The organism is Yersinia sp. SCPM-O-B-9106 (C-191) (genome assembly GCF_026183365.1).
GTDB lineage: Bacteria > Pseudomonadota > Gammaproteobacteria > Enterobacterales > Enterobacteriaceae > Yersinia > Yersinia rochesterensis.
The window spans coordinates 2542940-2554964 of record NZ_CP110791.1; the positions used below are offsets into that span (position 1 = coordinate 2542940).

Consider the following 12025-nt stretch of genomic DNA (forward strand, 5'->3'; position numbering starts at 1 on the left):
TTATTTTACAGATTCGCTTTATAAATCAATAATGTTTAGGATTTTTACTATTAAACTGCTCATTATTACAAGTTAAATTGTTAAACATATCTGTTATATAATAAGTAAAACTAATTACAGGAAGTGACCATATGAGTTTATTCAGACTTCTCTTAGTAGTAGCAATCATATACTTAGGTTTGCTCTTTTCAGGCTATGGCGTGCTAATTGGCAGTGAGAAAAACGCTGCGGGCATCGGCTTACAATGCCAATATCTAACAGCCAGAAGCATTTCGACCGCTCAATTTATAAACGGAGAGAATGGCATCATTGGCGTCAGCAATTGCCCATTGGTGAAAAAAATTGGCAATAATGTATTTGAATAACCCACCGCCAGCCCGGCTCACCCCACAGGATATGGTCTGTGCTGAACGTACAGACCAAAATACAACAGATGGCAATTTATTCCTGTGTAAACTTCATATCAATCAAAGCAATAGCTTTCTCAATGGCGCGCTTAGTGACCGGGTCAGTGCCAGCAGGATGTGAAGAGAAATCAATCGCTTTAAGTTGATGGGACATTTTATCCCGCACTTCAGTTGGCGCAATAATATCAATCACATCAAGAATTTGTTTGATAACCAATTGGCAGGCAACCAGATCAGAAACCAATTCTTGATCATTAGTGAACATTTCAGACATGAATAATTCCTTCACAATAATATTGTGAGAGGATATCACGCTCATAGGCATATTTCTTTAGCCGACCGTGTCATGCCAATGATTTTATTGCTAAGGATTCCGAGCCTTGCCTGTGGCTAATAAACAACCTATATAGACAGGTCAGTGCATTGAATCAGAATATGAAAAGTTTATTGGGATAAGAACAAAGCGTAAAAAAACCAGGTTTGATAGTTATCAATCACCTGGTTCGGGGATATGCTATTACATATATTGATCACAATAATCCTAGTCTCACAGTTTATCACCTCCTACGCTTTTATCTTTGTGCAGAACCATTACTGGCATTTTTAGAAAAACGGTTACACCCACAACCGCTATCAGAGTCATAATCACTGTTATCAACATGCGATCACCTCATCACTTTTAATTTCTATTTTTCCAAACTCAGCCTTTATCTTCGAGATCCCCCTCTCTCCTTTACTATGGCACTAGAAAGCTCTTTTGCAAACACACGCTGAAAAGTCTTTATGATAGATTTTCGACAATCGAAGCCAATTTGGTGTTTTGTGTTGTTAGATTCAAGTTGTGTATACTGCACTACTCCCAACCAGAAAAAACAGACTAAATAATGTCACAAGAAAATCATCTCGCGTTAGTCTGCGCCCTCAGTAAATGGGTCGAAACCCATCTGGGGCGGGTCATCTACCTTGAAGAGTTAGCGGTGTACTCTGGCTACTCGCTTTGGCATATGCAGAAAATATTTAAAGAAGTGACCGGGGTATCATTAGGTAAATACATTCGGGAAAGGCGTTTAGCGGGTGCCGTCTATCAACTGCGCAGCAGTGATAGCACCATTTTTGATATTGCTTTGGATTTTGGCTTTGGTTCACAGTCACACTTTACTTACATGTTCAGAAAACGTTACGGCATAACCCCCTATGATTTCCGGCAAAATACCGATATTGACCTCAATATCGCCTTGCCCTTGCATGCTATTCATCAGAAGTTAGCGTAATCACCACAATATAATTATTCGCCTGAATGCATATGAGCGCTATCCGGCGAATACCTTCTCTCAATCTTTTTTGTAGCAATTCTGCACATCAATGGTTTGTACTTCGTTGCGTTGGCGATCCGCCATGTAAGTCATCACAAACATCGAGCTAACCACAATCAGCGCCGCCGACAATAAACCAATCAATGCAATAACTTTATTGTCATCAAACAAGCTCTTTTCCATACATTCCCCTATTTTCTATAGCGCATTAAATGAGCCATAGGATCACAATCAACGTTATTGCAATCAGCAAACATGATGTTGTCAGTAAAACTACAAGCGCAAATTGCGCATCGCCAATTCCCGTTGAATAATCACTATTCTGGGTAGTATTTTGTTGTTTTTTCAAATCAATACCTACTGGTGAAAACACACCAGCCGTGACCCTGCATAAGAAAAATCGCGTTTTATTGGGCACAACATTAGCAAAAATCATACTAACGCTAACCTGATAGCAGGCTTTTTCAACGCGATCCTGTCGTAGTCTGTGTTATAGATCAAGCCCATCCATTGTAAAAATAAGGCGCTCGCCCATACACATTAATATAGGTAATGTATTGCAAGTCATAGTCAAGTCTTAGGGTTCCCAGACTATTATCACTCAATATCGTCACCTTATCACAGGGTAATTATGCCGGTCGCAAGACTGTATAACGCTGTGATAGCGGCAATGAGCGCCACGGCAAAGAAACACTTTTCAAGGGGGGAAAATACTGACCTCTTCTGCTCGCGTTTAGCAATAATGAATAGCAGGGTTCCTGGCCCATATATCACTGCCGACAATAATATGTATTTCAAACCACCCGCATATACCATCAATATGGCATATACCGTGGCAATTAAGGCAATGATAAAATCTTTTTTATGGTCTTTCGAGCCCACAGAGTAAGTCTCGCGGGTCCAGACTAATTTCAATCCATATGCTGCAACCAGGAGATAGGGGATGAGAACCAATGAACTGGTTAACTCAAGTGCAAGTTGGAAAGCATATTCAGTGAAAAGCGTAACAATTAAGAATAACTGGATAAAAATATTCGACATCCACACCGCAGCCGAGGGCACCCCGTGTTTATTCTCAGTAGCCAAGATACTCGGCATAATATTACTTTTTGCTGCACTATAGAGTGCTTCGGCGGCCAGTAGAGTCCATGATAAATAGGCTCCCATAACTGAAATAATCAATCCAATACTGATAAATATGGCGCCCCACCGCCCTACAATATGCTCTAACACGCCAGCCATTGACGGTTGACGCAATGCAGCCAGATCAGGGCGCAGCAGCACGCCATAAGAGAGCATAGTGACCAACACCAACAAACATAAAACACCAATAAAACCTAAAACGGTCGCGATACCGACGTGTTTTCTTTCTTTAGCGTAGCGGGAATAAACACTCGCCCCCTCAATACCAACAAAAACAAATACCGTGACCAACATTGTGCTACGAACTTGAGAAAACAAAGTTTCAGAACCCGCACTTATTTCTAATGCCGCATGTCCGGCATAGCCATAATCGTCCAGATGTGAGAGATCCCCCACAGCCCCTAAAGACTGAGTCCCCCAGAAGTTTAAAGCGAACGTATCGGTGTGAAATGAAAACGCCAAAACAATAATAAAAATAAATATCGGAATAACTTTAGCAAAAGTGGCAATGGTATTAATCGTCGCAGCTTCTTTGATGCCGCGTAACACCATAAAATGGAAGCTCCATAAGATTAATGAAGCAATTAAAACAGCGGATAGCGTATTTCCGTCACCAAATAGCGGGAAGAATGCACCCAGTGTTGATTTGATCAACACGAAATAAGAAACACTACCAATACACGCCCCAGCCCAAAAACCTATTGCCGACGCAAAACCAGCATAGTCGCCAAACCCGGTTTTAGCATAAATATAAACGCCTGAGTCAAGGTCGGGTTTACGTTGCGCCAATGTCTGGAAAACAAAGGCGAGTGTCAGCATCCCCCCACCCGCAATAATCCAGGCGATTAATGCGCCAAAGCCCCCGGTAGCACGGCCAAACGTCGCGGGCAGAGAAAAAATACCAGCACCTATCATTGAGCCGACAACTAGAGAAGTTAATGACCACAGTGACAATTTTTTATTTGCAGAGGCCGCCATATTCGTGTCCCTTTACATAAGTTAATCCAATGTAAAACAGATTAACCTAATAAAAGATTAAGTCCTATAGAGGTTATTCGACGAAAATGTGAGCTTCCGTCAAAAGCTGAATATTCATCATTTGAGTATAACAAGATAAATAATGCACGAAGTCATTATGAAGAGGGTGCCGTGCATTTGTAGGCGATTGACATTAGTTGAGCCGGGATCTATTCGATAAGTGTTTTAACCACATGAAAGTTGAACGTTATCACCCTATTTCAATACAATTTAGCTCATTAATTTTTTCGTCAAATAATAGCGATGATACTCATCCACGACATTTTCTAGCGCCATTTGCAATTGATAGCCATGCTTTTCATAGAATGGCCTCGCCTGGAAACTGAATGTATCAACTTGGGCAAATTTACATCCGCGTTGTATTGCTTCCCGCTCTACAGCCTGCATCAATTTACTGCCCGCACCTGAATGACGTAATGTATCTGATACCCATAACAATTCTATACTCAGGTAATTGCCTAATGTATAGGCGGTAATCCCCCCTAACGTTTCGCCGTGTTCACCCGTTATAAAAACAGCTAATGGTTTTCGACCATTATCACCGACAAATTTGCGGTTAAAGGCCTTTAACCCCGCCATAACTTCTGCCACATTTTCAGCCGCTGGGGTATCCGTCATCATCAACTTCATTGTCATTCCTCCTCGCTATGAAATCACTGACACAACTCGATTTTATCTTTTTTTTGGCATATTCGCACAGATGAGAATTTTATTATCGGTTAATAACTGCAAAATAAATGCTATTAAGAACTATTTAGATTTATAATGTCGAAAATCACTTTTTCTTATTTCGTTTTGTAATTTCCCTCTGTAATTGTAAGGATGCCTAATGCTCCGCCGTTTTTTTTCTTATTACACCCCGTATAAAGGGCTTTTCTATCTGGATTTTGGTTGTGCTATTTTGGCCGGTCTGCTGGAACTGAGCTTCCCGATGGCTGTAAAACTGTTCATTGATAAGCTGCTCCCTAATCAAGATTGGGTGTTAATAGTCTGGGCAGCTACGGGCCTGCTAATGATTTATCTCCTCAATACCGCGCTGATGGCAATAGTCAACTATTGGGGACATGCTCTCGGTGTCGGCATCGAAACCGATATGCGCCGCCAAGCATTTAGCCATCTGCAAAAGTTATCATTTAGCTATTACGACAATATGAAGACCGGCCATATCATCACCCATGTCACAAAAGACCTTGAGGAAGTTGGGGAAATTGCCCATCACGGCCCAGAAGATCTTTTCATTGCGGTGATGACTTTTATTGGCGCTTTTATCCTGATGGCTTCTGTTCATCTGCCACTGGCGATGCTCACTATCTTTATTGTGCCGTTTATGACCTATCTGGTCAGCCGTTATGGCGCACAAATGACGGAAACCTGGCGTCGATTGTTTGGTCAAGTGGGGAATTTTAATGCCCGAATTGAAGAAAGCATTGGGGGGATCCGTGTCGTAAAAGCTTTCGCAAACGAATCCCATGAGAAAAAATTATTCGCCAAAGATAACGAAGATTACCGCACCACTAAACTGCGGGCTTACCGCATTATGACCACCAGCATGGCCATGAGCTACCTCAGCACCCGCCTGGTTCAGTTGATCGTGATGGTGGTTGGCACTTGGTATGTGGTTAATGACCAGCTTAGTTACGGCGGTTTTGTCGGTTTTCTGTTGTTAGTCGAAGTCTTTTTCCGCCCGGTGGCAAAAATAACCTCGGTACTGGAAAGTTATCCGAAAGGAATTGCTGGATTTAAACGATTTACTCAACTGATTGATACATTACCCGACATTGTCGATCAGCCCAATGCACGCCCGGTGGGCCACCTGCGGGGGGATATTTGTTATCAAAATGTCAGTTTCGGTTATTCTGCACATAACAAAATCTTTACTGACTTAAACCTGCAAATCCGTGCGGGTGAAACCGTGGCATTTGTCGGCCCCTCAGGTGCAGGGAAAACGACATTATGCTCATTACTCCCCCGCTTCTATGAGCTTGATGGCGGTGCAATTACTATTGATGGGATCAATATCCGTGATATGACCCAACAATCATTGCGCAATAATATTGGTATTGTTCAGCAAGATGTTTTCTTATTCGGCGGCTCTATCCGTGAGAATATTGCTTATGGCAAACTGGACGCCAGCGATGACGAAATTATGGCGGCGGCACAGCAAGCTCGCTTGGATGAGCTGATTGAAAGTCTGCCTGATGGCCTTGATACTGTAGTTGGTGAGCGCGGAGTTAAATTATCGGGTGGCCAGAAGCAACGCTTGTCTATTGCGCGTATCTTCTTGAAAAACCCACCAATTCTTATTTTGGATGAAGCGACATCTGCATTGGATACGGCCACAGAACAAGCTATTCAGTTGGCATTGACTGAGTTATCACAAGGGCGAACCACCTTAGTCATTGCTCATCGTTTAGCCACAATTCAAAACGCCGACCGCATTATTGTGGTCGATAAAGAAGGTATTGTTGAACAAGGTGACCATCACGAGTTGCTCGCCCGCAAAGGGGCTTATGCCAAACTGCATAATGCGCAGTTCAATGCAGCCTGATTCACAGTAAAAACCCACCCGCAGATGGGCTCGAATGGTAAACTGGAGGAAAATTCAGCCAAAGCCATTCCATCGCGGGCTTAAATAGGGTACAAGGACGCCATGAAAATTCCAAAACGAATCCAACCGCTGGTTGATGACGGCTTGGTTGACGAAGTCATCCGTCGTTTAAAAAGTGGCAAAGAAGCTGATGTCTATGTTGTCCGTTGTGGGCAGGATATCCGTTGCGCTAAAGTTTACAAAGAAGCAGAGAACCGCAACTTCAAGCAAGCGGTTCAATATCAAGAAGGTCGTAAGGTTCGTAATAGCCGTGATGCGCGTGCTATGGCGAAGGGTTCCAAATTTGGCCGCAAGCAGCAAGAAGAAACCTGGCAAACTGCCGAGGTCGATGCGTTGTATCTGCTAGCCAATGCAGGTGTTCGCGTGCCACAGCCCTATGCTTGTCTTGATGGCGTGCTTCTTATGGAGCTGGTCACCGATGAAGACGGCCTCGCCGCCCCTCGCCTTAGTGATGTTCCCTTTAGCAAAGAGCAAGCTCTGATTGACCATGAAATAATGATCCGCTATGTGGTTCGGATGCTGTGTGTGGGCCTGGTTCATGGTGACTTGTCAGAGTTTAATGTCTTAATCGACAAAGACGGCCCGGTGATTATCGATTTGCCGCAAGCCGTTAATGCTGCAGCCAATAATCACGCTAAAGCCATGTTGGAGCGAGATGTGGCGAATATGACGCATTATTATGGTCAATACGCCCCTGAATTACTTGACCGTAAATATGCCAAAGAAATGTGGGCGCTCTATGAAGATGGCAAGTTGCATCCTGAAACCCCATTGACTGGTGAGTTTGCAGAAAGCACTCAAGCCGTTGATGTTGATGGTGTACTAGAGGAAATTCAGGCGGTTATCGCTGAAGAGCAAGAACGTCTGCGGGAAGCTCAAGACCATACAAACTAAGCGAGATATCGCTTTTTAATATTAGTAATAATCACATCGGCGATAATCATATCGTCAATGTGTATTTGTGGGGCAGTAATATCTTCCTGCCCCACATTTTTTCATATGTATGTTACGAATCAACTTAGTTCTACCGCTTTAACCTGGTTTTTCCCCGCAGTTTTCGCTCGGTATAGCGCTTTATCCGCAGCATCTGACAAATTTTTCGCCGACAGATGTTCACCCGGTTCAGAAACTGAGGCCACACCAACACTGATAGTCACGCGCCCATGGGGTGACATTCCGTGCGGAATATCCAGTTCCTCAATCGAATGACGCATACGCTCAGCAACCGCGGTCGCATCTGCCAGAGTACTTGGGGCGAGTAAGACAATAAACTCCTCACCACCATAACGAGCCAGAATATCTGAATCGCCACGAATAGACTTTGCCAATGTTTCGACAATAGACTTAAGACACACGTCACCCATGGCATGCCCATACAGATCGTTAAAGCTTTTAAAATTGTCAAAATCAATCATCAAGACTGATAGGCTGCCACCTTCTGTTTGATTTTTCAGCCAAAGACTCTGATAGATGTCATCAAAGTGACGGCGATTTGCTACCCCCGTCAGCACATCAGTTTGTGACAATGCTTTGAGGATCGATTCAGACTGTTTAAGTTCTGTAATATCAAAAAACGAACCATACCAGATAACCGAACCATCATCTTGCCGCATGGGGAAAGACTCACCATGAAGCCAATGTGTTCCTTTCCCTGGTAGCACAACACGGAAATCACAACTCCAAACGGATAAATTCTGCTGGGATGTGATAACCGCTTGTTTTAACATCTCCATGTCATCGGTATGAATACGGCTAAATAATGGATTTTTCTCTTGAGGCACATGCAAAACATCGGCAGGTACAAGGTCAAATATTTTCCTGATTCCCTCACTGCAATAACTAAAATACGATTCTCCATTAGAATTTAAATAATATGCATAGATCATCGCTGGCAAGTTTTTAGTTAACTTGTCCATCATTTGTTGGCTTTTTTCCAGTTCTATCAATAAGGCTTTTCTTTCCGAAACATCCGCAATCACACTGATATAACCCACAATACTGCCACTCTCGGATGTTATTTCATGGACGCTCAGCGCCCCCCAGAAACGTTCGCCATCCTTACGTTGATAATACCACTCACTGGCTTCACGGCGGTTAAGTAATAAATAATCCAGCTTAATTTGAAATTCACCATTTTCTGGAATATGTAATATATCAGAAATAGGCTTACCGATGACTTCATCCTTAGAATAACCAAACATTCGTTCTGCGCCCACATTATATATCGTGACACAATTATCTAAGTCGGTTGTAATAATAGCGACTTGCTTCTCGGCATTCAGTAATACATCCAGTTGAAGATTAGATAATTCACTCTTCCCATTCTCTCTCTCCACTGGTTCACCTTCGGGGCGCTTACCAAAGACTTTCTTGGCAAAAGAACCCAGACAGTTATGATAAAAAGAAAGTATAGACATAAAGATAAATCACCTGTTATTCAGCATGGAAATAAAACTATAATTAACTTAAATCTCAGTATAAACAGTAACATAGCTAATTATAACACATGGTAATAGCCCAGTGTAGATCTGGCCTAATGTGCTCTACAAGCAGTCTCCATCCTTGTAGGAATAATATGCTTCTATTTACCTGCTTGTTATTAGCCCGCATATTGCAATGCAATAATTTATTATAATGAGATTATTAATAATCTTCAACCCACACAACAGAGTAATAATCTAAAAATAACAAAAAAACCATATTATCATAAAAATCAGTTAGATAATAAGAGTACCATGAAAATTAATAATAGCATAAATTTTAAATTAAGTTATTAAACAAGACATAAAATTGGCAAGATATAAATTTATAGGCCATGCTAAATAACGAGAAAATATCATCCTTATGCACCAATAACACCCTGTGAAGTATAACAACCCAATAAGGAAATAATCATGCTCTATAAATCATTACCTAACTTAGCCATTGCAACACTGCTACTGACCACCATGACGCCAGTATTTGCCTCCTCCACGACCCCAACAGAGATGACCTGCAAAGAGTTTCTTGATCTTAATCCAAAGAGCATGACTCCGGTGGCTTTCTGGATACTGAATGAGGATACACAGTATAAAAAAGGGGACAATGTAGACTTTCAGGAGGTCGATACTGTATACACCCCAAAAGTCATTGATATCTGTAAAAAGTCGCCTGATAAAAAAGTGTCCGCTGTAAAAACAGATATTATGGCAGCGGCCAAGAAATAAATGTCATATCATTCAAAGCCCCGCCTTAACGAGGAGGGGCTGTCTGTTACTTTTGGTTATTCTTATTTTGGAGTCATGATGCTAAAGAAGAAGATTATGTTGGTATCGTTATTGCTATTACCACTCGGTCAAACTTTGGCTCTTAATTGTCAAAACGCGGTAACACAGCAAGATATGAATCAATGTGCAACTTCAGATTATAAAAAAGCCGATGCCGAACTTAATCGCACTTACAAGGATGTTCTTGCCAAAACATCTGTCGGCCAAAGGCCATTATTAAAAAGTGCGCAACTGACCTGGATAAAATACCGTGATGCGGATTGTACTTTCCAGTCATCAGCCACCGAGGGGGGGTCAGTACATCCAATGATTATTTCTGCTTGCTTGACCCATAAAACCGAAGAACGCACCGCACAATTGAAATCATTCCTCAACTGCCCTGAAGGTGATTTAAGTTGCCCGCTGTAATATCACTCAGAGATACACACTCGCTATAATTCACGTTGTCGCAAAATGGAACTCACTCAGCCCCGCCTGTTCAGCAAGACCTGATAATAACAGCGGCTGCGCAAGGTGATCGCCGATATACTCCTTTACTCGTTTTAATACTTCCGGGGCTAAACCACCACGAATGCTGGGTATTGCCCACTGCAACTGAGTATAATTTTTGAGTAGATGAGTCATCAGCAAAGTCGCGGCACTGCTGAGCGCCAGTATTTTGGGAATGATAGGTATTGTTGCCCTATTCTGACAAGATCTTACCGCGGCTCAAATAGCACCGGAATTATTGAAAGGAATTGGCCTGAGCTTGCCAGGGACTTACGGCTTTTCACTGGGCAATATGATAAGCAGCCGCCACCATTGGGTAGTTTGGTTATGTTCTCCAAACCCGGCTGGGTACAATCCTGGTTTAAGCAGATATCACTTAATAATCATTCAGCAAGTTAAGGAATTGCCGAGTATGGGAATAATAGAGATTGTATTTAATGATGAATAAATTCAATGCCATATAGCCCGCCAATCGCATTTATTGTTTCCAGTAAGTGCGCCCCATCTGCCTGAGAAAAAGTAGCATCACTCTCAGGCAAAGATGCTAGCGGCCACCCAGGTAATCCAGTAAGCCATGCAATAATCTTAGCCATTGTCATCTCCACGTTATCGAGCAAACTGAGTCAAACTAATGTATTAAGAGTAAACGCCGAACTACACAATAAATGAAATAATCATTATTACTTTCAATATGCAAAATTTAGCTATTAAAGAACTGACTTCGTGAATTTATCACTTTAGTCATGCTTGCCATGCGCCAAAACGCTATATTGAATGGACATTTATCTTTAACAGATACGCCCTTGGAGGAGCTCCGCATGTTTATTGTCAGCCTAACTTATCATCAACCTATTGACGTAGTTGAAGCATTGACCGAAAGCCATAAAGATTGGTTGAAGAAGTATTATGCACAGGGGGTTTTTATTGCCTCTGGCCGTAAAGTCCCGCGTACTGGCGGTATCATTTTGGTGAAAAGTATCGCTCGTGAAGAGTTGGATAAAATATTGTCAGAAGATCCTTTTACTGCGGTAGCTCATTATAGTGTGACTGAGTTTGTCCCCTCTATGGCTATCGAGTCAGTTGATGCATTAAAAACGCTGTAATGGATTGATATCAAATAATAGCAGCCAGAGCCGATGCTATGGCTGTTGTTGAATACCAGAGAATGTTGAATACCAGAGAATGTTGAATATTATGATGCAGCCTGCTGCTGTCGTTTCGCCATAATGCGGTGAAAATTCTCCTCAAGCCAGAGAGCCAGCCCCTCAACCTGCTCCTGAACCTCTTTGCCCAATGGGGTTAGCTTATATTCCACATGCGGTGGCACAACCGGATACGCGATACGTTCAACAAACCCGTCCTCTTCGAGGTTCTGCAATGTTTGCGCCAGCATTTTTTCACTGACACCACCAATCTTTCTTCTCAGAGCACTAAAACGCAGGGTTTCATTACTCAACGCAATGAGTACCAAAACCCCCCAGCGACTAGTAACTCGCTTGAGCACTTCTCTTGATGGGCAATCTACATTGAGCAACTCTCCCCGCCGGACTTGTTCCGGAAATGAAATAGTGTCAGGCAAATTTGGCGATTCTATTATTTTCATACTAACCTTTTTGTGCGTACTTACTTAAAGTTAGTATATTGCATATGATGATCTCAAGAGCGGTTTTTTAGCGAATATTATCTTTTGTCCCTTAAAACAGCTTGTCACCTGACTACTTGCCCAAAGTCATTAGTGTGGTAGGTAGCCAGTGAATAAAC

The 12025-nt window shown here is 42.3% G+C and carries 15 protein-coding genes and 2 pseudogenes; 8 read left to right on the plus strand and 9 right to left on the minus strand.

The features are described from left to right. The first annotated feature begins 131 nt into the window (after window positions 1–131). Window positions 132–365, plus strand: a complete 234-nt coding sequence (locus tag OP863_RS11775; protein ID WP_038632380.1) for a YobH family protein — start codon at window positions 132–134, stop codon at window positions 363–365. Between the two features lie 76 nt (window positions 366–441). Here OP863_RS11775 and OP863_RS11780 read toward each other — a convergent pair whose 3' ends face one another. After that, window positions 442–681, minus strand: a complete 240-nt coding sequence (locus OP863_RS11780) for a DUF2766 family protein (protein WP_038632378.1) — start codon at window positions 679–681, stop codon at window positions 442–444. A gap of 610 nt (window positions 682–1291) precedes the next feature. Between OP863_RS11780 and OP863_RS11785 the strand changes: the two genes are divergently transcribed. Beyond that, entirely contained in the window at window positions 1292–1678 is a 387-nt protein-coding gene (locus OP863_RS11785; RefSeq protein ID WP_038632374.1) for a helix-turn-helix domain-containing protein, read from the plus strand. A 60-nt stretch (window positions 1679–1738) separates the two neighbouring features. Here the strand turns inward: OP863_RS11785 and OP863_RS11790 are convergent, their stop codons facing one another. The 4 genes from OP863_RS11790 to OP863_RS11805 form a co-directional block, all read right to left on the minus strand. Beyond that, on the minus strand, window positions 1739–1903 hold the full coding sequence (locus OP863_RS11790) for a hypothetical protein (RefSeq protein WP_038632372.1): 165 nt from the start codon (window positions 1901–1903) through the stop codon (window positions 1739–1741). 25 nt (window positions 1904–1928) lie between these two features. Beyond that, the gene (locus OP863_RS11795) at window positions 1929–2156 is read right to left on the minus strand and encodes a hypothetical protein (RefSeq protein WP_038632370.1); all 228 of its coding nucleotides are present in this window, start codon (window positions 2154–2156) and stop codon (window positions 1929–1931) included. 182 nt (window positions 2157–2338) lie between these two features. Continuing rightward, window positions 2339–3841, minus strand: coding sequence for an amino acid permease (locus OP863_RS11800; RefSeq protein ID WP_145591307.1), 1503 nt, complete (start codon window positions 3839–3841; stop codon window positions 2339–2341). A gap of 270 nt (window positions 3842–4111) precedes the next feature. After that, on the minus strand, window positions 4112–4531 hold the full coding sequence (locus OP863_RS11805) for a GNAT family N-acetyltransferase (RefSeq protein ID WP_038632366.1): 420 nt from the start codon (window positions 4529–4531) through the stop codon (window positions 4112–4114). 199 nt (window positions 4532–4730) lie between these two features. Here OP863_RS11805 and OP863_RS11810 point away from each other — a divergent pair, with 199 nt between their 5' ends. Both OP863_RS11810 and OP863_RS11815 read left to right on the plus strand, forming a co-directional pair. Next, entirely contained in the window at window positions 4731–6449 is a 1719-nt protein-coding gene (locus tag OP863_RS11810; RefSeq protein ID WP_265525324.1) for an ABC transporter ATP-binding protein, read from the plus strand. Window positions 6450–6551: 102 nt separating this feature from the next. Further along, a complete protein-coding gene (locus tag OP863_RS11815) occupies window positions 6552–7403 on the plus strand; it encodes a PA4780 family RIO1-like protein kinase (RefSeq protein WP_038632362.1) in 852 nt (283 codons plus the stop codon). Between the two features lie 119 nt (window positions 7404–7522). On the opposite strand, the gene OP863_RS11820 is transcribed toward OP863_RS11815, so the two are convergent. Beyond that, entirely contained in the window at window positions 7523–8926 is a 1404-nt protein-coding gene (locus OP863_RS11820; RefSeq protein WP_265525325.1) for a sensor domain-containing diguanylate cyclase, read from the minus strand. A 477-nt stretch (window positions 8927–9403) separates the two neighbouring features. On the opposite strand from OP863_RS11820, the gene hdeB reads away from it, so the two are divergent. Further along, window positions 9404–9715 (plus strand): acid-activated periplasmic chaperone HdeB, encoded by a 312-nt coding sequence (gene hdeB, locus OP863_RS11825; RefSeq protein WP_038632358.1) that lies wholly within the window; start codon window positions 9404–9406, stop codon window positions 9713–9715. Window positions 9716–9793: 78 nt separating this feature from the next. Continuing rightward, window positions 9794–10183 (plus strand): lysozyme inhibitor LprI family protein, encoded by a 390-nt coding sequence (locus OP863_RS11830; RefSeq protein WP_038632356.1) that lies wholly within the window; start codon window positions 9794–9796, stop codon window positions 10181–10183. A gap of 39 nt (window positions 10184–10222) precedes the next feature. Here OP863_RS11830 and OP863_RS11835 read toward each other — a convergent pair. Beyond that, window positions 10223–10429, minus strand: a pseudogene (locus OP863_RS11835) (AraC family transcriptional regulator); the annotation flags it as partial. Between OP863_RS11835 and OP863_RS11840 the strand changes: the two are divergent. Next, window positions 10416–10574, plus strand: a pseudogene (locus OP863_RS11840) (EamA family transporter); the annotation flags it as partial. The pseudogenes OP863_RS11835 and OP863_RS11840 sit on opposite strands and share 14 nt — an antisense overlap. 124 nt (window positions 10575–10698) lie before the next feature. Here the strand turns inward: OP863_RS11840 and OP863_RS11845 are convergent. Then, entirely contained in the window at window positions 10699–10857 is a 159-nt protein-coding gene (locus OP863_RS11845) for a hypothetical protein (protein ID WP_186368323.1), read from the minus strand. A gap of 225 nt (window positions 10858–11082) precedes the next feature. Here OP863_RS11845 and OP863_RS11850 point away from each other — a divergent pair, with 225 nt between their 5' ends. Next, entirely contained in the window at window positions 11083–11367 is a 285-nt protein-coding gene (locus tag OP863_RS11850) for a YciI family protein (protein WP_145589470.1), read from the plus strand. A gap of 89 nt (window positions 11368–11456) precedes the next feature. Here OP863_RS11850 and OP863_RS11855 read toward each other — a convergent pair whose 3' ends face one another. Continuing rightward, window positions 11457–11867, minus strand: a complete 411-nt coding sequence (locus OP863_RS11855; protein ID WP_145589471.1) for a winged helix-turn-helix transcriptional regulator — start codon at window positions 11865–11867, stop codon at window positions 11457–11459. Between the last annotated feature and the right edge of the window lie 158 nt (window positions 11868–12025).

Bases quoted from the DNA above. Each gene is read 5' to 3' on its own strand.
- OP863_RS11775 (WP_038632380.1), top strand. From the start codon at position 132: ATGAGTTTATTCAGACTTCTCTTAGTAGTAGCAATCATATACTTAGGT.
- OP863_RS11780 (WP_038632378.1), bottom strand. From the start codon at position 681: ATGTCTGAAATGTTCACTAATGATCAAGAATTGGTTTCTGATCTGGTT.
- OP863_RS11785 (WP_038632374.1), top strand. From the start codon at position 1,292: ATGTCACAAGAAAATCATCTCGCGTTAGTCTGCGCCCTCAGTAAATGG.
- OP863_RS11790 (WP_038632372.1), bottom strand. From the start codon at position 1,903: ATGGAAAAGAGCTTGTTTGATGACAATAAAGTTATTGCATTGATTGGT.
- OP863_RS11795 (WP_038632370.1), bottom strand. From the start codon at position 2,156: ATGATTTTTGCTAATGTTGTGCCCAATAAAACGCGATTTTTCTTATGC.
- OP863_RS11800 (WP_145591307.1), bottom strand. From the start codon at position 3,841: ATGGCGGCCTCTGCAAATAAAAAATTGTCACTGTGGTCATTAACTTCT.
- OP863_RS11805 (WP_038632366.1), bottom strand. From the start codon at position 4,531: ATGAAGTTGATGATGACGGATACCCCAGCGGCTGAAAATGTGGCAGAA.
- OP863_RS11810 (WP_265525324.1), top strand. From the start codon at position 4,731: ATGCTCCGCCGTTTTTTTTCTTATTACACCCCGTATAAAGGGCTTTTC.
- OP863_RS11815 (WP_038632362.1), top strand. From the start codon at position 6,552: ATGAAAATTCCAAAACGAATCCAACCGCTGGTTGATGACGGCTTGGTT.
- OP863_RS11820 (WP_265525325.1), bottom strand. From the start codon at position 8,926: ATGTCTATACTTTCTTTTTATCATAACTGTCTGGGTTCTTTTGCCAAG.
- hdeB (WP_038632358.1), top strand. From the start codon at position 9,404: ATGCTCTATAAATCATTACCTAACTTAGCCATTGCAACACTGCTACTG.
- OP863_RS11830 (WP_038632356.1), top strand. From the start codon at position 9,794: ATGCTAAAGAAGAAGATTATGTTGGTATCGTTATTGCTATTACCACTC.
- OP863_RS11845 (WP_186368323.1), bottom strand. From the start codon at position 10,857: ATGGCTAAGATTATTGCATGGCTTACTGGATTACCTGGGTGGCCGCTA.
- OP863_RS11850 (WP_145589470.1), top strand. From the start codon at position 11,083: ATGTTTATTGTCAGCCTAACTTATCATCAACCTATTGACGTAGTTGAA.
- OP863_RS11855 (WP_145589471.1), bottom strand. From the start codon at position 11,867: ATGAAAATAATAGAATCGCCAAATTTGCCTGACACTATTTCATTTCCG.